We start from the raw sequence: 20905 nt of genomic DNA, 5'->3' as shown, positions 1-20905 counted from the left end.
TCAGTATGCGACCGGTACCGGGTCGAGCGAGCGCCAAATATACCAAGTCGCCACGCTGCAATACGGCGCCCAGGCCACGGCAACGTCGCGGGCATCGCTGCGGCTCACCGGATCGCCCGAAAAATAATTGACGCTGATGCCATTGAGCAGGCCGAGGTCGTCGACCGGCAGCACATTGGGGCGCATCAGGTGGAAGATGAGGAACATTTCCGCCGTCCAGCGGCCGATGCCGCGAATAGCGACCAGTTCATCGATGATGAGCTCGTCGGCCATGTCCTTCCAGGCGTCGACGTGCACCGCGCCGGAATCGAAATGAATGGCGAGATCGACCAGGTACTCGACCTTGCGTGCCGAGAGCCCTGCCCCGCGCATGTCGTCGACCTTGAGCTTGAGCACGTTGGCCGGCGTCAGCTTTCGCGGCAACACCGCGAACTTGTCCCAGACCGTTTGCGCGGCCTTCACCGAAATCTGCTGGCCCACGATGCTACGCGCGAGCGTGGTGAAGGCATCGCCGCGCGATTCGAGGCAGGCATCGCCGAACTTCGGGATGAGCCGCTTCATGACACGGTCTTTCTTGGCCAGGTGCTTGCAGGCCTCTTCCCAATAGTCCGGCGTGTAGATCTGAACCACCGGATTTTTTGAAGCGGGCATGGGGTTCGTGGTTCCGTTCACTGCGCGGCGGCCCAGGTCGTGCCCGTAGGCGAATCCTTGAGCACGATGCCCTGCGCCAGAAGGTCGTTGCGGATGCGGTCGGCTTCGGCAAAGTTCTTTGCGGCCTTGGCGGCCGCGCGCTGCGCAATCAGCGCCTGGATGGTGGCTTCGTCCAGTGTGGCGCCCGCGCGCAGGAAAATCTTTGGGTCGCTCTGCAGAATGTTCAGGCAACCGCCCAGCGCCTTCAGCAGCCCGGCCTGCGCGGGTGACTGCGTGCGGTTCACCTCGCCCGCCAGATCAAACAGCACCGCGACCGCCTCGGGCGTTGCAAAGTCTTCGTCCATTGCGGCTTTGAAGCGCGCCGCGTAGGGGTCGCTCCAGTCGACGGTCACGGCTTCTGGCGCGACCAGGTCGAGCGCCGTATAAAGGCGCTTGAGTGAATTGCGGGCGTCGTCCAAGTGCACGTCGCTGTAGTTGAGCGGACGGCGATAGTGCGCCCGCACCACGAAGAAGCGAATGGTCTCGGCGTCGTATTTCTTGAGCACATCGCGGATCAAGAAGAAGTTGCCCAGGCTCTTGGACATCTTCTCGTTGTCGGTCACGATGAAGCCGTTGTGCATCCAGTAATTGGCCAGCGGCTTGCCGGTGGCACCTTCGCTCTGCGCAATTTCATTCTCGTGATGCGGGAACTGAAGGTCTTCGCCGCCGCCGTGGATGTCGAGCGTTTCGCCGAGCAGTTCGCAGGCCATGGCCGAGCACTCGATGTGCCAGCCCGGACGGCCCGGTCCAAACTCGCTGCCCCACTTCACTTCATCAGGCTCGCTCGCCTTGGCGCTCTTCCAGAGCACGGGGTCGAGCGGGTCGTCCTTGCCATCGAGCACGGCCACGCGTTCGCCGGCATGCAGCTCGTCGATGGACTTGCCGCTGAGCTTGCCGTAACCCGGGAACTTGCGGATCGCGTAATTGACGTCGCCGTTGTCGGCGCGGTAGGCCAGCCCCTTTTTCTCGAGGGTGCCGATCATCGACAGCATCTGCGGGATGTAGTCGGTGGCACGGGGCTCGTGCGTGGGCCGCTCGATGCCGAGCGCGTCGGCATCTTCGTGCAGCGCGTCGATCATGCGGTCGGTGAGCGAGCGGATTGTCTCGCCGTTCTCCACCGCGCGGCGGATGATTTTGTCGTCGATGTCGGTGATGTTGCGCACGTAGGTCACCACATGGCCGCTGGCCTTGAGCCAGCGCTGCACGAGGTCGAACGCAATCATGGAGCGGGCATGGCCCAGGTGGCAGAGGTCGTACACCGTCATGCCGCAAACGTACATGCGCACCTTGCCGGCTTGCAATGGGGAGAATTCCTCCAGTTCACGCGAGAGCGTGTTGTAGATGCGCAGACTCATGAGGCTCGGAAAACGTCGCTTCGCGCACGTGCGGCACGGGCGAACGACGGTGTATTTCAGGGGTGACGGGACAGTAGCTGCGAGAGGTTGGACATGGCCCCTCGGCTACAATGCAACGCAGTATAAACGGCTACCGCCGTGTCCTTTCGGGTGTTTTCGAGGCCCGCATTTCCCCAATTCTGCCGAGGCTTCATGAAGCACGTCGCATTCACCAAACTCTCCCTTGCCTTTGCTCTGCTCTTCAGCCTGTGGGGTTCCGCTGCGTACGCCAACGACTACGACGACGTGAACACTTTGCTGCGCCAGGGCAAGTCGAACGAGGCGCTCGCCAAGGCCGATGCCTACATCGCCGGCAAGCCGCGCGACCCGCAGATGCGCTTTCTGCGCGGCGTGATCCTCACCGAACAGAAAAAGCAGAACGAGGCCATTGCCGCGTTCACGCAATTGACGCAAGACTTCCCGGAACTGCCCGAGCCCTACAACAACCTGGCGGCGCTCTACGCATCGCAGAGCAAGTTCGACCAGGCGCGCGCGGCGCTGGAACAGGCACTCAAACTCAATCCCAACTACGCCACCGCGCACGAGAATCTCGGCGATGTGTACGCGCGCCTCGCGGCCCAGGAATATGTGCGGGCGCAGCAATTCGCCAGCACCAATGCCAGCGTCGGGCCCAAGCTCTCGCTGATTCGCCAGATCTTCACCCCCAAGACCGAAGCCGATGCCTCGGCCCTGCCGGCAGCACCGCCCGAAGCTCGCAAGCCGGTCGGCCGCGCGAGCAAGTAGCTGCAAGCAGCGGGCCACGGTGCATTGGCGCCACGGCAGCTTGCATTGCACGGCCCGCGTCCCACATCATTCGCACACGGAGTTTTCCTTGACGACGACCCAATCCCTTTTCCCGTCCGCCCGATTCAGCCGCCGCGCCGCGCTGGTGCTGGCCTCTGCCCTGGCCTTCGCTGGCGCCGCCTACGCACAGGCCGGACCGCGCGTGAAGCTCGACACCTCGGCCGGCGACATCCTGGTCGAGCTCGACCAGGCGAAAGCGCCCAAGACGGTCGAGAATTTCCTGCAGTACGTCAAGGACAAGCACTACGACGGCACCGTGTTCCACCGCGTGATCGACGGCTTCATGATCCAGGGCGGCGGCTTCACGCCTGAAATGCAACAAAAGCCGACCCGCGCGCCTATCGCCCTCGAAACCAGTAACGGCCTCAAGAACGACAGGTACACGATCGCGATGGCCCGCACCGGCAACCCGAACTCGGCCACCTCGCAGTTCTTCATCAACGTGAAGAACAACGACTCGCTCAACGCACCCAACCCCGACGGCTACGGCTACACCGTGTTTGGCCGTGTCGTGGGCGGCACCGAAGTGGTCGACAAGATCCGCGCCGTTCAAACGGGCAACAAGGGCGGCATGCAGAACGTGCCGCTCGAGCCCATCATCATCAAGTCCGCCACACTGGCGAAGTAGTTTCCGAACATCCGAAAGAAGGACTCCCTCATGAGCAACCCCAAAGTCGAACTCCACATCAAGAACTACGGCGTGATCACGCTCGAACTCGACGCCGGAAAGGCGCCCAAATCGGCCGAGAATTTCGTCAACTATGCGAAGAACGGTCACTACGACAACACGGTGTTCCACCGCGTGATCCCCGGCTTCATGGTGCAAGGCGGCGGCTTCGAGCCCGGCATGAAGCAAAAGCCCACCGGCGCTGAGATCGAGAACGAAGCCAACAACGGCCTCAAGAACGACAACTACACGGTTGCCATGGCCCGCACGAGCGCACCGCACTCGGCCACCGCCCAGTTCTTCATCAACGTGGCTGACAACGGCTTCCTGAATCACACCGCTCCCTCGGCCCAGGGCTGGGGCTACGCCGTGTTCGGCAAGGTCACCGGCGGCACCGACGTGGTCGACAAGATCAAGGCCGTCAAGACGGGCCGCAAGGGCTTCCACGACGACGTGCCGCTCGAAGACGTCGTGATCGAAAAGGCCGTGGTCGTCTCGGAATAAGGACAGGCGCGGCATGGGCTCGGACGTGGCGGCACCTGCGGCTTTCAAGGAGCTGCTCGCCCCGCCCGCGTGGCGCACCGTCGACCTGATCTCCGACCTGCACCTGCAGGCCGGCGAGCCCGCCACCTTCGAGGCCTGGCGCGGCTATTTGCAGACCACGCCGGCCGATGCATTGATCATCCTCGGCGACCTGTTCGAAGTGTGGGTGGGCGACGACTCGGCCGCCCTGCCCGGCTTCGAGGCCGAATGCGCTGAATTGCTGCGCCGTACGGCCGAGCGGCTGCCGGTGTACTTCATGCATGGCAACCGCGACTTTCTTGTCGGCCCGGCGCTCGCCGCCCAATGCGGCTTTACGCTCTTGGACGACCCCACGGTGCTGGTGCTGCATGGCGAACGCTGGCTGTTGAGCCACGGAGACATTCTTTGCCTGGACGACACCGAGTACCTCCAGTTCCGCGCCCAGGTGCGCACGCCCGAATGGCAGGCGGCCTTCCTGGCGCGTCCGCTGGTCGATCGCCGCGCGCTCGCGCGCTCCATGCGCGCGCAAAGCGAAGACCGCAAGCGCGATCCGTCGGCGCGCTGGGCCGACGTGGACGGCGACGCCGCCCGCCAATGGCTTCAGCAAGCGCGTGCACACACGCTGGTGCATGGGCACACCCACCGCCCCGCCGACCACGACCTCGGAGACGGCCTCAAGCGCGTGGTGCTGAGCGACTGGGACGCCGCGGCCCATCCGCCGCGTGCGCAGCTGCTCTGCCTTTCCACCGCCGGCGCGCAGCGCGTCGACCTGCGCTAGCGCCGCCCATGTTCAAGTGGCTGCGCCGCCTGCGCGCCCTGCCCCCGATTCCCGAAGCCGCTTGGTGCGCCACGCTCGAGCGCTATGCCTTTCTGGGTGCATTGCCTCTCGATGCGCAGCAACGATTGCGCACCCTGGCAGCCGAATTTTTGCGCGACAAGGAATTTCATGGCACCCAGGGCTTCGTCATCACCGACGAGGTTGCGCTGGCGATTGCCGCACAGGCGGTGCTGCCAGTGCTGAACCTCCCGGGTGGACTCGACTGGTACGACGATTTCGTTGGCATCGTGGTGCATCCATCCGAGGTGGTCGCGCGCCGCAAGGTCGTCGACGAAGCGCAGGTGGTGCATGAATACGACGAGGTGGTGGCCGGCGAGGCCATGGACCGCGGACCGGTGATGCTGAGCTGGCAGGACGTGCTCGCGAGCAGCATCACGGCGAGCGGCGGCTACAACGTGGTGATCCATGAGTTCGCCCACAAGATCGACATGCGCGGCGGCGATGCCGACGGCTGTCCGCCGCTGCCGCCCGGCTTTGCGGGCAAGCGCAGTGCACGCGAAGCCCGCGCAGCCTGGCTGGCCGTACTGCAGCCGGCCTACGAAGACTTTCGGGAGAAGACCATCCTTGCCGACCGCTTCGGCGCCGAACCACCGTGGCTCGACGATTACGGCGCGACGTCGATCAGCGAGTTCTTTGCCGTGGCCTGCGAAGCCTACTTCGTGAACCGTGCGAACTTCGCCCGCGATTTCCCGGCGGTGCTGCGTCTCTTCGATGAATTCTTCCAGCCTGAAACGGCCTGACGACCGCAGTTGCTGATCACTGAAATGAAAAAGCCCGCGTTCAGCGGGCTTTCTCGTGCACTTGCGCCGACGCCTTACTTGCGCAGCAAGGCCTTCAACGCGTTCTGCAGGCGGCGCGCACTGGCTGCGTCGTGTGCCGCGGCCAGCACCTTGCCGGCGTCCTGGCCCCAGGTCTGGGCCGGCGGCGGATCGCCGCGCTTGGTCAGCAGCTTGAGCTGCAGCGCGCGGCGTGCATCGAGCTGCTCGGCAGGGGTCGGCACTTCGGCGGCCATTTCGAGCCGCAGCAGGGCCTCCGCCGCTTCGTCGGGAGCGGCCTTGGGTTCCGAAGCGACGGCCTGAGACCAGCCGCTGCGCACTGCGGGCGTCACCGCGCGCCCCAGCTCCTGCACGCTTGGCAGCTTCGAGGCGTCGCGCTGTTCCCATGCACCGAGCACTTGTGTGAGTGCTTCGCCATGCGCCTGTGCCGCCAGCTTGCGCAGCGCCATGTCTGCACGTTCGAGGGCTTCGCGCTGGGCGCGGAAGGCGGCATCGCCGAGTCTCGGGCCACGGTCCTCGAAGCGAGGCGGACGATCGCCGAAGCGGCCGGCCGGTGCGCCACGGTCGCCGCGCGCATCGGGACGAGGGGCTCCGCGGTCGCCAGGACGGCCAGGACCGCCCGGGCCAGGACGCGCGCCGTCGCGCCGGTCGCCGAACCTGCCGCCGGCGCGGCCTGCAGGTGCCGCTTCCGTCTTCCTGCTCCCGGGACGATCGTCACCGCGCATGGCCACGACCGGCTTGGATGCAGGCTTCGGTGCCGCCGCAGGTGCCGGGGTCTCGACAGCAGCCGCTTCGCCATCTTCGTGTGCCGCGTCATCGGTGCGCGCGGCCGCGTCGGCGCCGTCGGCCGGTGCGACGAGGTCGGGAGTTGAAGCTTGAGCGGCTTCGACATGTGCAGCCGGCAAGGCTTCGGCATCGCTCGAGCCCGGTGCCTGTTCGGCGCTTTCGCCGAACTCGGCCGCAGCCTGGCCGGGCGCAACCACCTCGGTGGCGCCGACCGAGGGGCCGTCGCTGGACGCGGCCGGCGCTTGCTCGGGCTTCGCGGCGGGCGTCGGCGGTGGCGCTTCGCCGCGCAGCGCGGCTTCGAGGCGCGCGATAGCGGCGCGGATCTTCTGCACGTCGCCGCCGGCATTGGCCGCGTCGAGCGCCTTGGAAGCCTCGAGCACATGACGATCGTGTTCGCTCATGGCGGAGGCCGACTTCTCGCGCTCCGCCGTCTTGCGGTTGAAGGCTTCGTCGATGGGCGCGCGGAACGCGTCCCACAGCTTCTGTTCGTGGCGGCGGTCGAGCGGCACGCTCTGGGCTTCCGCCTGCCAGCGCTGCTGCAGCGCCTTGACCGCATCGATGCGCAGCATGGGTTGGGCGCCGAGTTCGGCAGCCTCCGCGATCATGGCCTGGCGCCGTTCGATGCTGGCCTTTTGTGCGGTCTCGAAGGGCGCACGCGCGGCCCCGAAGGCGTCGTTCCACTGCGGCTGCAGTTCGGCAAAGACCTTCTCGCCCACGTGGCCGGCATCGCGCCAGCGGTCGGCAAACTGATGCAGCGCGCGGTTGTGCGCCTTCAAGTCCGAAGAGGCGGCATGCTCTGCCGCCCAGGCCTTGACCTCTTCGATGAGCGCCACGCGATGGGCGCGGTGCTCGGCCGCATCGGCGCGAACCTTTTCGAGCCAGGCTTCCACCACCTTGTGGGCTTCGTTGCAGGCTTCGTCGAAGCGCTTCCAGAGCGCGTGGTTCGGCACGCCGCCCTGGTCGGCTTGTTTCCACTGGTCGCGCAGCGAGCGCAGCGTTTCCTGCATCTTGCGGCCGCCGAGCGCCTGGCCTTCAGGACGCTTGAGCAGGCCTTCGGCCTTGGCGACGAGGTCTTCGCGCACCTTGTCGGCGCTCCAGCGCTGCCAACCTTCGAGCTCACCGGCGGCAACCAGCGCCGCATGCACGCGCGCCTCGAGCGGCGCATCGACCAGCTTGCCGTGTTCCTTCAGCACTGCACGCAATGCTGCGGCCGCACCGGCGCTGGCCTTGCCGTGGCCTTCGGCCGTTTCCTGTTCGAGCTTGGCAAGCGCGGCCTGCACGGCGTCTTGCGCAGCGGCACGCACGGACGGGTCGACCTTGGGTGCGGCAGGCTTGGCAGGCGCTGCCTTGGGGGCCACCACTTCGCCGCGCGCGGTACGCAGTTCGTCGGCCCACACGGGCACCGGCGGCAGGGGGGCCGCGGCATCGGCAGCCGCGGCCTGCGCCTGGGCCAGCGCACCGTGGAACGCATCGGACACGACCAGCAATTGCGCCTTCGACGACTCGAGTTGGGGGGCAAACCTGGCGTCGAGGCTGTTCCAGTTGGCATCGGCCGTGATTTCGCTGGCCTGCTGTTGCCAGTGGGTCACGTCGGCGCGCAGCGATTCTTCGGCGGCCTGGGCGTCTTGCCAGCTCTTGGTCGACAGCACTTCGAAGCGCTGTGCGAGCAGCACGGCGGCTTCGCGGTGCACCTGGGCGCGGTGCTGCAGGTCTTCGATGCCCTTGACGCGCTCGGCGAGTTGCACCTTGAAACCTGCCAGCGGCTCTCGCGACAAAGGAGCGCCGGCCTTGGCGGCATCGCGCTGCCAGGCGAGCGCATCGGCAATGTTGAGCTTGGACTGGGCCAGCAAGGCCTCGGCCTTTTGCGCCCATTCGGCCGCAATGGCTTCCTGGCCCTTGGCGCGCTTGAGCTCGTCGAGCTTTTCACGCAACAGGCGTGCGGCGCCCTTGTCGCGGCCGCTCAGCTCCTTGAAGACTTCCTGCATTTGCTCAGGCGCGGGGTTTCCCGCGAGCCAGTCGCGGATGCGCGCGGCGCGCTCGCCCGAAGTTGGCGCGGTGAAGGCGCCGCCGGTGAGCGTGTCGAGGGCCTGGAGGTCGTGTGGCTTGGAAGAAGTAGAGGTCACTTGCGCGAAATCGTTGTCTGAAGAGAGAAAGCGAAGGCGCCGGCAAAGGCCGGCGCACATCGACATTTTCACCCACTTGTGGCGGGCGGTTGAATTACATGCCGCAACAGCGGCCAAAAGGCCGCCGGAAAAGCGGCGCTGGCTGCCTACATATATAGCGGAGCCGCAAGAAAAACCAAGTGCTTACCGTGCGGGTTACCTCGTGGCGAGCTTGAGTTCGGCGCCCGGCTTCCAGTCGGCACCGCTCGCCGCGGTTTTGACGGCGCCCAGGAACAGGCGTTCGCTAGGCAGCTTTTGCGCCAGCAGGTAGTCGCGCACCACGGCACCGCGCTCGACCGCCAATTGCCGGATCGACTCCTCGTCGACCGGAACACTCGCGAGCAGCAGGTTTTCCATCTCCTTCACCGGCAGGTCCTTGGCGAGTCCGACCATGTTGCGCGGCTTGGTGATGTCGGCGCGCTTGTACACGGCGGTCAGCAGTTCGGGGTATTCAGCGTCGGTGACCGGCGGCATGTCGGTGCCCGCCTGGCCGCTACGCACCGCCACGCGCCGCTTCTCCGCCTGGGCGAGCTGGCGCAAGCGCTGGCGCTGGTAGGCGTCGCGCTCCCGTTCGAGGCTGGCCGTGCCGACCACCGTCATCTGCAGAGTTGGGCGATCCGTGAGTGCCTTGACGACTTTGTCCAGGCTTTCCTTGGCGCTGGCGCCGAGCACCGAACTGCCGGCATCGAATGTGATGGTGCTCGATTCGCTGCTGCCGCCGCCGAGTCCTCCGGTCAGGAGATTGAATGGCGCTGTCGCGGCTTTGACGATGAGGTTGACCACGGCCTTGAAGATCAGAGGACCGATGCTGAATTGCGGGTCGTTGAGCGAGCCGCTGAGCGGCAGCTCGACATCGATCACACCGTTGCGGTCGGCCAGCAGGGCCACCGCGAGCCGCACTGGCAGGCTGTTGGGGGCGCCCTGCACTTCTTCGCCGAACTGCAACTGGTTGAGCACCAGCTTGTTGGTGGCTGTCAGCTGACCATCGGGCGCTATCTTGTAGTTGACGTCCATGCTCATCTTGCCGCGCTCGATGCCATGGCCCGAATAGCGCACGGAGTACGGCGAGAGCGGGGCCAGGTCGAGGTCGCGCATCTTGGCCGTGATGTCGAGTTCGATCGGCTTGACCAGCGGGTTGAGCTTGCCGGTAATTTCCAGCGCGGCGGTCTGCTGCGCCTTGCCGCGCAGTTCGAGGTCGGCCAGCGCGGGGCGGCCGCTCTCGCCCTTGGGCGGATTCGACGAGAAGGAACTGAGCTTGCCGGTCAGTTCGCTCAGGTCGGCCGAGTAGTTGGGCTTCACGAACAGGTCGGTGAAGTCGATCCGCCCGTTGACCAGGCTCATCGGGCCGAAGTTGATGACCGGTTTTGGCCCGGCATCGGCTTCGGCCTGCGCGGTGGCAACGGGCGCCGAGGCCGGCCTGGACGGCTCGGGGCTGCCGCCGACCATGGACTCGGCCGATGCCGGTGCGCCGCCCGCCTGCAGCGGCGGACGCGTCGTGGTGGTGGTTCCGCCCGGGCTCCTGCGGGTCTTCGCCTCGGCGCTGGCCGCGACAGCGGCATTGGCGTCCGCTTCTCCCTTTTTGGTGAGGTTCACCAGATTCAAACGGCCGGTCGGGTCGACGATCACGCGGGCGAAGAAATCGGTGAGCGTGGTTTCGCGCACGTCCACCGCCGGCGCCGCATTGGGCGCCATGCTCACCTGCAGGCCGCGCAGGCTCAGCGTCTTCCAGCTCAGCAGCTGGTTGGTATTGCGGTCGAAGCCGGGCGACTGCGTGAGCGAGATGCTGTTGGCGCGGAAGTCGTCGAGCGCGGTGTCGCCGGCCAGCTTGAGGGTCATGCCCGCCGGTGCGCTCGCATAGCGCACGGTGCCGCGGTAGCTCGCGAAGGCACGGCGAATGTCCACGTTGAGCGCATCGGCGTAATAGGCCTTGAAGGCATGGGCGGGGAACGACGCCACGTCGAGCCTGCCCTCGGCCGCGAGCGGCTTGAGCACCAGGTTGCCCTTGTAGTCGAAGCGGCCCGGCTCGGAACGACGCGAACCGATGCGGCCCGAAATCTGCAGGGGCGACACCGTGGCGGTGTCGGGTGCGATCTTCTGGGCGTTCACATTCAGCGCGGTGAACTCGACCGCGACCGGCGTCGCGCTGGCCTTGTCCGCGTATGAAAGCGTGCCATCCTTGATTGCCAGGGTGCCGATGGTCAATGCCCAGGGCTTGGTGTTGGCGCCGGGCGGCGCCGTGGCGGAACCCGCGCCGGCGGGCTTGGGCGCAGCCACCTTGGCCTGCGCGCCGTTCCCGTTGGCCGGCGCCTTGAGCCAGCGCTCGAACATCCAGCGCTTTTCGCTGTCGCGCTCGACGTTGACCTTGGGGTTGGTGGCCGTGAACGAAGCCACGTTCAGCGTGTGCTTCGTCATGTCGACTTCGGCATCGACCAGCTCGAAGCGCCCGACGCTCGCCAGCGCGGTCTTGGCCTGCGTCAATGCAAGGCCGTCAGCGGCCAGGCGTCGGGCCTTGAACCTGAGATCGGGCTCGGCCCAGGCGATGTCGATCTGCCCACTGAGCTTGCCGTCGAGCGTGGGCTCGAGGCTGTGCGCCAGGTACGGTGCCGCCAAGGACAGCGGCAGCGCATCGACTTCGGTCTGCACATCGGCCTTCTTGTCGGTGGCGCTGCCCTGGAACTTGAGCGTTGCGCCGCCGATGGCGGTGCTGCCGCTGAACTGGGCCGGTTTTTCCATGGGCCAGGTGATGCCGGCCACATCGAGGCCGAGCGCGCTCGCCTCGACGGCCGCAGCAGGCTGTACCGTTTCGTCGCGCCACCCGATGCGCCCGCCGCTCAAGGCGATCTTGTCGACCTGGACCTTGAGCTTCGGCTTTTGGGGCCCCTTTCCGTTTGGGGCGCTGGCTGCGGCAGCGGGCGGCACCACTTTTTCCGCGGCTCCGGTGGCGGGATCAGTGGCGAGCAGATTGAGTTGGCCCTTCGCGTCACGCGCGACCGCGAGCTTGGGGTTGGCAACCGCAACTTCGCTCAAGTGAAAAACCGACTCCAGCGGGCGCACGTCCGCCAACGCCAGTTTGAGCGAGTCGAAGGCCAGCAGATCGCGACCCAGGGCGTCGCCCAGCTTGGCGCCATGCGCTTCGACCGTGCCGGTGATCTTCAGGCCGGCGGTGGCGGCTTGCTGGAAGTCGATTTTCAGGTCGGCGTCCAGGCTGCCCGCCTGCAGCTTCACCGGCAGGCCACCCGGCATGTATCCGAGGTAGGGCGCGAGATCCAGCCCCTTGAACTGCACGTGGGCATCGGTCTTTCGGCTCTTCGCGAACGGCGTGGTGAGGGCCGCCGAATCGAACTTGCTGCCGTTGAGCGCAAAAGCGAGCTTGGGTTCGGTGTTGACGTCGCGCTTGGAGGCAAGGTTGCTCAGGAACGGCACGTCGAGCGCAAAGCCGCGCAGTTCGTGCCTGCGCTTGACCGTCTGGTCGTCAAAATCGACCGCGCCGTTCTTGATCGAGATGTTGTAGATCGCAAAGCGTGCCGGCTCGGCGTTGGGGTCGGACGGCGGCGTGGCCGCGAGCTTGGCCAGGATGTCGTCGATGTCGTACTTGCCGTCGGCAAGGTGCGTGAGAAGGATGGCCGGCGCGTCGATGGTGACGGCGTCGATCACCGGCGCCAGTCGAACGAGCGATTGCAGCTCGGCATCGGCATAAATGCGTTTGACGGCCACCTGGGGCCGGCTGCCGTCGGCGGTGGCAATGCGCAGGTCGTTCAGTGCGAGTTCGAGGGTCCAGGGCTTGAAGTCGATCTTGCCGACCGTGACCTGCCGTCCGAGCTTCTCGCTCGCGATCTTCTCGAGCTGGCTTTTGGCGATAGGAGGTACCGCCAGCCAAGCCACGATCCAGAGTGCCAGAAGAGCCAGCACTGCGACGATCCCACGTCGCACCCATTTGTTTTGTTTGAGCGAAGCTGCATCCATCGCGGGAGTGTGCCGCAAAGAAAGATCGAGACAGAAACAAGAAAGCCCGGTAAATCGACTGAATGTCTCATTACCGGGCTTGATGGCGGGCCTAAGACCCATGCCATCGATTCGCGCGACCGGAAGTCAATGGTTCCTGCCGTGCTGGCAGCAAGAGATTGCCGCCGCGAGTCCTCTGTCGTTCCAGTCCTTGACTTGCACATGGACTGTATGACTTCGGAACACGCCTGAATAACTCAGGCGGGTTCAGATTAGGCGCCCCGCCTCTGCATTGCAATCCTCTCCGCCAAGGGATTACCCTCGCATCGACCCGTGGGCTAGAAACAATCTGTTTATCTTGTAAAAACATAAAGAACAGCTTTGATATGCTTGACCGGGTATTTAGCGACGTTAGAATCCCGCCTGCCCCTGGCTGCCAAGACCCAGCAGGGGCCCCCTGAATCCGCCGCCGAATTTCCACCGGCTTGATCAGGCCGCCGCGCTCCTACCCCCACACCTCCACGCGCGGAGCCTGATTCGTACCAATCCAAGCGCCGCAGCCTTCATCCACCGCCTTCCAGCGTTGCGAACAGGTGCCGCACAGAAAGGAAGAGCGATGAGCAAGGCGTTTGATGCCACGGCCCGCGGGCTACGGACCTTTGCGTCCGATGTGGCAGACGGCTTTTTTGAAATCACCCACAACGGCTTTGCACTGGTCGGGCTGGCCATCGTTTTCGCGGCGCTTGCCCTCGTGGCGCGGCCCGATCTGCGCCAGTCGGGTGAAGAACAACTGATGGGCTGGCTGCAATCGCGCAAGCCCGCACCCGAAGCCACCGACCTGGAGCCGACCGCCATCGTGCGCACCACGGCCGCAAGCCCCGGCGACCTGCCCAAGCAGCAGGCCGCCGTGGCCTATTGGCTCAGCAAGAAGTACCGCGTCGCCGCCGAACCGCTGAGCGTCCTGGTCGCCGAGGCCTATCACCTCGGCAAGCGCACCAAGCTCGACCCGACCCTGATCCTGGCCATCATGGCCGTCGAATCGAGCTTCAATCCGTTTGCCCAAAGCCACGTGGGCGCCCAAGGCCTGATGCAGGTCATGACGCGCGTGCACGGCGACAAGTACGAAAGCGCGGGCGGTACCCTCACCGCCTTCGACCCGGTGACCAACATGCGCGTTGGCGTGAAGGTGCTGCAGGAATGCATTGCCCGCGCCGGTTCGCTCGAACGCGGACTGCGCTACTACGTGGGCGCCGCCAATCTCGATGACGACGGCGGCTACGCGGCCAAGGTGCTCGCCGAGCACGAACGGCTGCTTCAGGTGGCCAATGGCCGCAACCCGCCCACCACGACGCAATCGGCGCCGGCCGTGCGGCCGCAGCCGATTCCCGTGACGACGCCGTCCAAGCCGCAACAGGCCTCCGAGCCGGCAGCCGACCCACAGAAAGTGGCCCTGCTTTCAGAAGTTTCCTGAGGCCCTGCGCTACACTTCACCCCGTACGCGACTGGCGATAGGCGCAGCACCCCCCGCGGTGCCCCGCGCTGACGTGGAATACCACTGGGAAGCGTGCCGCCTGACATCCATGCAGGCGTTCAGCCGTTCGCCTGGGCAGCCCTTGTTTGGTTGAAGAACAAGGACCTCGTCTTCAAAGGACTGCCATGTACCACCGCAATATTCTGGTCGAACAGACCGATCCCGAAATCTGGGCTGCCATCCAGGCCGAAAACGCGCGCCAGGAACACCACATCGAGCTGATTGCGAGCGAAAACTACGCCTCGCCGGCCGTGATGCAGGCGCAGGGCTCGCAACTCACCAACAAGTACGCCGAAGGCTACCCCGGCAAGCGCTATTACGGCGGCTGCGAGCACGTCGACGTGGCCGAGCAGCTGGCCATCGACCGCATCAAGCAGATCTTCGGCGCCGACGCCGCCAACGTGCAGCCGCATTGCGGCGCCTCGGCCAACGAAGCCGTGATGCTGGCCTTTTTGAAGCCCGGCGACACCATCATGGGCATGAGCCTGGCCGAAGGCGGCCACCTGACCCACGGCATGCCTCTCAATATGAGCGGCAAGTGGTTCAACGTGGTGAGCTACGGCCTGGACGCCAACGAAGCCATCGACTACGACGCGATGGAGCGCAAGGCGCACGAGCACATGCCCAAGCTCATCATCGCGGGTGCCTCGGCCTACTCGCTGCGCATCGATTTCGAGCGCTTTGCCAAGGTGGCCAAGGACGTCGGCGCGATCTTCATGGTCGACATCGCCCACTACGCCGGCCTGGTGGCCGCGGGCGTGTATCCCAACCCGGTGCCGCACGCCGACGTGGTGACCTCCACCACCCACAAGAGCCTGCGCGGTCCGCGCGGCGGCATCATCCTGATGAAGTCGCAGCACGAGAAGGCCATCAACAGCGCCATCTTCCCGGGCCTGCAAGGCGGCCCGCTGATGCACGTGATCGCCGCCAAGGCCGTCGCGTTCAAGGAAGCCATGACGCCTGAGTTCAAGACCTACCAGCAACAGGTGGTCAAGAACGCCCAGATCGTGGCCGACACGCTGACCGAGCGCGGCCTGCGCATCGTGAGCGGACGCACCGAGAGCCACGTCATGCTGGTCGACCTGCGCGCCAAGGGCATCACCGGCAAGGAAGCCGAAGCCGTGCTGGGTGCCGCTCACATGACGATCAACAAGAACGCGATCCCCAACGACCCCGAAAAGCCGATGGTCACGAGCGGCGTGCGCATCGGCACCCCTGCCATGACCACGCGCGGCTTCAAGGACGAAGAGGCGCGCATCACCGCGAACCTGGTCGCCGACGTGCTGGAGAACCCGCGTGACGCCGCCAACATCGATGCGGTTCGCGCCAAGGTCCACGCGCTGACAAGCCGATTCCCGGTCTACCGCTGATCCAGCAAGACGTGGCCGCATGAAATGCCCTTTTTGCGGTCATCTCGAAACGCAGGTCGTCGAGACCCGCGTGTCGGAAGACGCTGATTTCGTGCGCAGGCGCCGCCAATGCAGCGCCTGCGACAAGCGCTTTACCACCTATGAGCGGCCGGACGTCAACTTTCCGGTCGTCGTCAAGAAGGACGGCAGCCGCGCCGACTTCGACTCGTCCAAGGTTCGAGCCTCGATGATGCTGGCGCTGCGCAAGCGGCCGGTGAGCATCGAGCAGATCGACAACGCCCTGCTGCGCATCGAGCAGAAGCTGCTCGCCAGCGGCATGCGTGAAATCGATTCGACCAAGGTGGGCGAACTCGTGATGCGCGAGCTCAAGAAGCTCGACAAGGTGGCCTACGTGCGCTTTGCCTCCGTGTACCGGAGCTTCGAAGACGTGGACGAGTTCAGGCAGCTGCTGCGGGATATCTGAGCGGGACCGGTCCGCCGTTCGCGTTTGGCGGGTTCATTGGCCGTCCTTGCCGCAGGCGCCGCTCCCGCAATCACCCTTGAGGTCCGGGTTGCAGACTCTCGCGCGCCCCGAGGCCGACACCACGATGGAGGCCCTCCGGCCCGAATCCGCCTTCAAGGTCAGGCAGCCGGCGCCAAAGCCCGATCCGCCCGCCCGGCGCGAGAAGCCGTTGCTGTCGTAGTCCAGGCCCTGGACGAAACCGTCTCCAAGCCCCGCATCGATGCCGACGCCTGTCGGGAGCTTTTCGAATTTGCGCACCGTCTGCGGTGCGGCGTCCGTGCCCGCCCGCACCGCCCATCCGCTCGACCAGTCGCCTGCGGTCAGCGCCACGACGTGAACCCTCTGCGAACGTTGAATGGCTTCGGTGCGGGCGAGATTCAGCGCGGCCACGAAACCGCCGGATGCGGATGCAAGGCGCTGATTGAGCAGCAGGTCGCGAAATGCCGGAACGCCGAGCGAGCCGAGAATCACCGCGATGGCGATGACAGCCATCAACTCCACCAGCGTGAAGCCGCCGCGCGGCCTGCGCAACGGCCCGCAACGCTTCACTGCCAGCACCTGCTTGGCGCGGTGCCGTCACAGCCCTTGTCGCCCGTGCTGTCGAGCCAGAGCACCCCGACCTCCGGGTCGGAAAGGCTCTCGTTTGGCGTGGCGGTCAGGCGGATGCAGCGATCGATGCTTCCCTGCCCTTCGCAATTGCCGCTCTGAATGAGGTATTTGCCGCCTGCGCCGCCTTCGCCGGAGCCGCCTTCGTAGCGCTTGTACTGTCCGGCCAAGGTGTAGGTGCGCTCCTGCTGCTGCATCTGCTGCACCAGAGCCGACCGCGCCTCGGTGCGCCAACCCTTGCGCATGAAGCCTATGTATGACGGATAGGAAATGGCAGCCAGGATCGCGAGGATTGCAACCACGATCATCACCTCGATCAACGTGAAGCCACGCGTGGTCTCGGTACAGCTTTTCACGGCCGTCATGGTTTCGCGCTCCGGTAATCAGCGATCTGGCGCCAATTCAGGCGTCCAGACACCTGGGAGACTCGGCCGCCCTCCGTGGGCCGCACAGTCGAAATGCGGGCGGCACCCGCACCGCCCGGAACACCGACGTTGACGACGGACAGCTTCTTCGTTTCCGTTCGGCGTCCGAACGCATCGGTGGCCGAGTAGGCGCTCTCGCCCAACTCGACCAGCAATGGCGACGACAGCAGCCCAACTGTCGAAGAAACGCAAGTACCGCCTTGCGAGAGTCCGGTCATCGCATTGACCGCACAGCTGCGGCCGCCGGCGCTGGCGCCACACGCTTCGGCGCCTGGTATCAGCGTGTTGAAGAACAGGAGACCGTGGCGCAGCGCGAGCCGTGAGACCTGACGTTCGCCCGATTCGAGCGCGCCCGGAAAGTCGAAATACCAGCCGCGGCGGCTCGCGGCGGCGGTGGTTGCAGCGCCGTAGACGAAGGGCTCACCCACGATGGCCGGCAATGACTGGCCTGCGGCGGCAACAGCCCGGCGCGACTGGAGCTGCACACGTGTCTCGCCGGCCGGAATCGACGTGCCGCTGTCGTACACGCCGTACAAGGTCTGCACGCCGCGGCTGGCACGGCCCATGTCTTCGGCACTCACGAACTTGCCGGTACCGAACAGCACGATGGCACCGCCGTTCGGCCCGACGCCGACTTCGGGCGCCACGGTGATGGGCTGGCGCTTCGCATCCGAGCCGCCTGAAGTTGCTACCATCAATGGAACGCCTCCCAGCGCCAGCGCGTTGGTTTCGCTCCACGGCGCGTTGCCGGTGAAATCGAACTTCCAGAGGTTGCCTTGCGTGTCGCCGGCGTACAGCCAGCGCGCCCAGCCGTCCGCAGCGGCAAAGTCGCCGGGTGTGGCCAAGGCATTCACGAGCGCGCTGTCCGCCGGCGCGGGCAGCATGATCTTGTGATAGTTGAGGCCGCGCTTCCATGCGGCGCTGGCCGGCTTGTCGAGCGAGAGCAGGAACAGCGCGCTCCGCTTTTCGAGATTTGCGTTGTTGAAGCCGGAGGGAACAAGCGCGAACCAGGCGTACACCGCTGGCTGGGTGCGAGTCGCTGAGGACACACGGAACTTCATGACGCGCGGCGCCTGGAGCACATGGCCCATGTCCCCATCGTCCGCGCCGGTGAACTCCCACAACACCTTGTCGGCGGAAAACGCAGCGGGGTCCGTGACATCGAGCGCAAAAACGCCGGTCGCCCCTGCCCCGGTCCCAGAGACCAGCACGGTCTTCCAGGCACCGTTGGCCATTCGTGCCTCAGAGGCCGTGGGCGAGCCGTCGACATAGGCCTGATGCGCATAACCGGGCGAGGTGTAGCCGGGCAGCTTCGAAGACACCGCGCGGGGAACATAGGCGAATAGCTCGTTGCCCGTAGCGGTCGAGAACGCATGCAGCATGCCGTCGTTGGCGCCGACGTACACGGCATGCGGCCTTCCCTTGTACGTCGCGAGAAATTGCTCGTAGCCAACGCCCCGCAGGTTCAGGCTCGGCGCTCCGACGAAGAGCGGGTTCGAATTGGCCACGTCGCCCATCACCGAATCGCGCACGCGGAACACGCCGCCGGGCGCGGACAGCTCCTTGCGCCGGTCGCCGCGCAGGTAGCCCACCCGATCGGCGCCCAGGCCATCGGTTGCCGCTGGCACCGCATAGGGCACGGCGTTCAATTGGCTTTGCAATGGCTTGTCCAGCACGTCCCATTGAAAGGGCGTGCCGATGCCTGCGGCCGAGAGCGTGAAGATGCGCCGGTCCGGCGGGTCGCGCGCAGGCACCGCGGGCTGGGCCGATGCATTGCCGGTCAGCAAGGCTCCCGCGTCCCACATCGGTTCGTCGCTCTGGCGAACGGTGCCCGAACTCGCTTCGTACGCCAGCGGATAAGCCATCAGCGTGCCAGACCATCTGCGCCCGCTGAACCGGGCCACATAGAGACTGCTTCCCGCCGCCCCGATGCGGTTCGACGAAATGGCCGGGTCCGCCGTGCTTCCGCCCGTTGGCGCGGCGGCCGACTGGAACACCTTGCGGATTGCAGCCAGTTGCTGCTGAGGCTCGCCGGCCAGGAAGTAGTTGGACGGCTTCGGCTGGCCGTCGTCGTCGATGCCTTCGGCCCATTCGGCATTGCTGGCCATGCCCGCCCCGCCGCTGCCTCCCGATGCGCGGAACGGATTGCCGTCGGCGTTGCTGTCGACGAATCCGCCGTACTTCGATGCGAGGTACAAGGCGCTGCCGCGCTGGCGCTGTGTGATGGTGCCCTGCCCGCCGGCATCCAGATCGATGCCGAAGGTCTGGACTCGAACGTCGGGAAAATCGGCACGGATCTTCTGCGTGTTGGCCCAGTAGGCCAGCCCCGCCATGCCGAACGAGCCCCGGTCCGCGCCGGTTTCTGCATTGGCGATGTTGCTCGAGCCCAGTTGCGCGCCGCCCTTGTAGTTGAAGGCCGGAAGTCCGCGGTTGCCAGTGGTGGCAAGGCCGGTCTTGCCCGAGGGGTGCGTGTAAGAAAGCGACTCGCGGTTCTCGAACGCGCCGACGAGGCGTGTCCAGTAGGCGGTGTCGGGCACGAACGATGCGCTGCTGGATCCTGGGCCGGACATGCCAGGCAGCGAACGGTCATCGTGCGTTTCGAGATCTCCGATCGCAAGGATGTGGTTCTTGCGGCAGCTGGCCACCACCGGGTCCCAACTGCTCTTGCGGCTCTCGTCGCCCCACCGGGCAGTGCCGTTGAAGACCGGCAGCCCGTCCTTGCGCGGATCGTCCGATACGGCCACGCCCGCCATGGCTTCGGGCGTGGCCGCCTTGGCCTGCAAATAGCGCAAAGACTCGTAGTAGAGCTCGCCCGCAGGATCGAACTTCTTGTAGGCGCCGCGACGCCCGAAGCGGTTGAGGTAGCTGACGACGCCGCTGTAGCGGCCGCCCTGCGCAGCCGCATCGGGATCGTCGATGAAGACACCGGTCGTCGCGTTCCACTCGGCCTGGGGGTTCTCGACGCTGTCGAGGCCCGCGTCGAGCTTTCGAGGGCCGGTGTATTTCATGGGCGCGCGCAGCACACCACCATGCCGAGCCAGGTCGTTGTCGAGCAGGTAACCGAAAGCGGCGAAGCGCATGCGGCTCGAATGGCGCTGGATTTCGCCCACGGGCTTGAACTGCCCGCTGGGGTATTTGAAGCAGAGATCAGCGCGCGTCACGGCCTCTGCCGCCGTGCAAACCTCGACCCTCGCGAAGTAGGGTGCGCTCGCGGCGCCGGGGCCATATTGCTGGTCGGTGCCCGGGTTTGCGCAGCTGCCGCTGGCGCCTGGCCCGACGACCATGCGGTCTAGGCAATGGTTGATGTGAACAGTGGCCGCCGCGCCCACGCCCATGCGGCTATCCGCGACGAGCGGCGTGAGCTTGTCGAGGTTGCCGGTCACTGTCTTGTCGGGAAAGTAGCTGCTCCGGTAGAAATCTTCTTGCAGCACCGCGCGCTGGAGCACGGTGCGATCGGCCTGGTCGACCACGCGGTCTCCGCCCGTGAGCGCGAGCCGCAGCACGTCGATGGTGGAGGTGGCCGCCCAGTTCAACAGATTGCCGCTCCATTGATTGGCACATGCGATCTCGCCGCTCGCGAGCTTCACCGCAGGTGCAAGGCGCCTGAAATAACCATCGGCCGCCGCATAGCCGTAGCAGGCCATCGGGTCCCAGTAGCCGCGGTAGACCTTCTTCCAGTCGAAGCTGCCGCGGTAGGCGGCCCCGGCATTGGAGAACTCCAGCGCGAGGTCGATCACCAGGTTGGGATCGGTGCGCGATGCCATGGACGACAGCGCTTCAGCCGGAAGTTCGACCGCCTCTGCCGCCAATGCATGCGGAGCGACGCAGAGGCCCATCGCGGCGATGAGCACCATCGCGATTCCACGGTTATCAAGAGAACGCATTCGGTT

Annotated in this window: 15 protein-coding genes and 1 riboswitch; of the genes, 8 read left to right on the top strand and 7 right to left on the bottom strand. The window is 65.8% G+C overall.

The annotated features are described in order from the left end of the window. Positions 1–651 (bottom strand): DNA-3-methyladenine glycosylase family protein, encoded by a 651-nt coding sequence (locus ASC78_RS21765; protein ID WP_055806755.1) that lies wholly within the window; start codon positions 649–651, stop codon positions 1–3. Positions 652–668: 17 nt separating this feature from the next. Then, positions 669–2045, bottom strand: a complete 1377-nt coding sequence (cysS, locus tag ASC78_RS21760; RefSeq protein ID WP_055806138.1) for a cysteine--tRNA ligase — start codon at positions 2043–2045, stop codon at positions 669–671. Positions 2046–2237: 192 nt separating this feature from the next. Between cysS and ASC78_RS21755 the strand changes: the two genes are divergently transcribed. The 5 genes from ASC78_RS21755 to ASC78_RS21735 all read left to right on the top strand — a co-directional run bounded on the left by ASC78_RS21755 (position 2238) and on the right by ASC78_RS21735 (position 5655). Next, entirely contained in the window at positions 2238–2828 is a 591-nt protein-coding gene (locus tag ASC78_RS21755; protein ID WP_055806136.1) for a tetratricopeptide repeat protein, read from the top strand. Between the two features lie 88 nt (positions 2829–2916). After that, the gene (locus ASC78_RS21750) at positions 2917–3516 is read left to right on the top strand and encodes a peptidylprolyl isomerase (protein WP_157634511.1); all 600 of its coding nucleotides are present in this window, start codon (positions 2917–2919) and stop codon (positions 3514–3516) included. 30 nt (positions 3517–3546) lie between these two features. Then, complete coding sequence (locus ASC78_RS21745) at positions 3547–4059, top strand: peptidylprolyl isomerase (RefSeq protein WP_055806132.1); 513 nt, start codon at positions 3547–3549, stop codon at positions 4057–4059. Between the two features lie 13 nt (positions 4060–4072). Then, the gene (locus tag ASC78_RS21740; RefSeq protein WP_235505171.1) at positions 4073–4855 is read left to right on the top strand and encodes a UDP-2,3-diacylglucosamine diphosphatase; all 783 of its coding nucleotides are present in this window, start codon (positions 4073–4075) and stop codon (positions 4853–4855) included. An 8-nt stretch (positions 4856–4863) separates the two neighbouring features. Then, positions 4864–5655, top strand: coding sequence for a zinc-dependent peptidase (locus ASC78_RS21735; RefSeq protein ID WP_055806129.1), 792 nt, complete (start codon positions 4864–4866; stop codon positions 5653–5655). Positions 5656–5729: 74 nt separating this feature from the next. Here ASC78_RS21735 and ASC78_RS21730 read toward each other — a convergent pair whose 3' ends face one another. Together ASC78_RS21730 and ASC78_RS21725 are read right to left on the bottom strand one after the other, a co-directional pair. Further along, on the bottom strand, positions 5730–8660 hold the full coding sequence (locus ASC78_RS21730) for a DUF349 domain-containing protein (protein WP_055806747.1): 2931 nt from the start codon (positions 8658–8660) through the stop codon (positions 5730–5732). A 135-nt stretch (positions 8661–8795) separates the two neighbouring features. Next, positions 8796–12602, bottom strand: coding sequence for a DUF748 domain-containing protein (locus ASC78_RS21725; protein WP_055806128.1), 3807 nt, complete (start codon positions 12600–12602; stop codon positions 8796–8798). 595 nt (positions 12603–13197) lie between these two features. On the opposite strand from ASC78_RS21725, the gene ASC78_RS21720 reads away from it, so the two are divergent. The 3 genes from ASC78_RS21720 (at position 13198) to nrdR (ending at position 15945) form a co-directional block, all read left to right on the top strand. Continuing rightward, positions 13198–14052, top strand: a complete 855-nt coding sequence (locus ASC78_RS21720) for a lytic transglycosylase domain-containing protein (RefSeq protein ID WP_055806125.1) — start codon at positions 13198–13200, stop codon at positions 14050–14052. Positions 14053–14069: 17 nt separating this feature from the next. After that, positions 14070–14196: riboswitch (ZMP/ZTP riboswitch) on the top strand. A 41-nt stretch (positions 14197–14237) separates the two neighbouring features. Continuing rightward, positions 14238–15482, top strand: a complete 1245-nt coding sequence (glyA, locus tag ASC78_RS21715) for a serine hydroxymethyltransferase (protein WP_055806122.1) — start codon at positions 14238–14240, stop codon at positions 15480–15482. Positions 15483–15501: 19 nt separating this feature from the next. Further along, positions 15502–15945 carry a transcriptional regulator NrdR gene (nrdR, locus tag ASC78_RS21710; RefSeq protein ID WP_055806121.1) on the top strand — a complete coding sequence of 148 codons (444 nt, stop codon included), beginning with the start codon at positions 15502–15504 and terminating at the stop codon, positions 15943–15945. A gap of 33 nt (positions 15946–15978) precedes the next feature. On the opposite strand, the gene ASC78_RS21705 is transcribed toward nrdR, so the two are convergent. Genes ASC78_RS21705 through ASC78_RS21695 form a run of 3 tightly spaced genes read right to left on the bottom strand, consistent with a single transcriptional unit; the run spans position 15979 to position 20899 of the window. Then, positions 15979–16542: a GspH/FimT family pseudopilin gene (locus ASC78_RS21705; RefSeq protein WP_157634509.1), complete on the bottom strand. Its 564-nt coding sequence runs from the start codon at positions 16540–16542 to the stop codon at positions 15979–15981. Next, entirely contained in the window at positions 16530–16955 is a 426-nt protein-coding gene (locus ASC78_RS28125) for a type IV pilin protein (RefSeq protein WP_055806115.1), read from the bottom strand. The genes ASC78_RS21705 and ASC78_RS28125 overlap by 13 nt, the downstream gene beginning before the upstream one ends. After that, complete coding sequence (locus ASC78_RS21695) at positions 16952–20899, bottom strand: pilus assembly protein (RefSeq protein WP_082517623.1); 3948 nt, start codon at positions 20897–20899, stop codon at positions 16952–16954. The genes ASC78_RS28125 and ASC78_RS21695 overlap by 4 nt, the downstream gene beginning before the upstream one ends. Between the last annotated feature and the right edge of the window lie 6 nt (positions 20900–20905).

The sequence above is a fragment of the Variovorax sp. Root318D1 genome (assembly GCF_001424835.1).
Taxonomy (GTDB): domain Bacteria; phylum Pseudomonadota; class Gammaproteobacteria; order Burkholderiales; family Burkholderiaceae_C; genus Variovorax.
The sequence above is the reverse complement of the archived record's forward strand: the minus strand, read 5'-3'. Positions and strand labels throughout refer to the sequence as shown.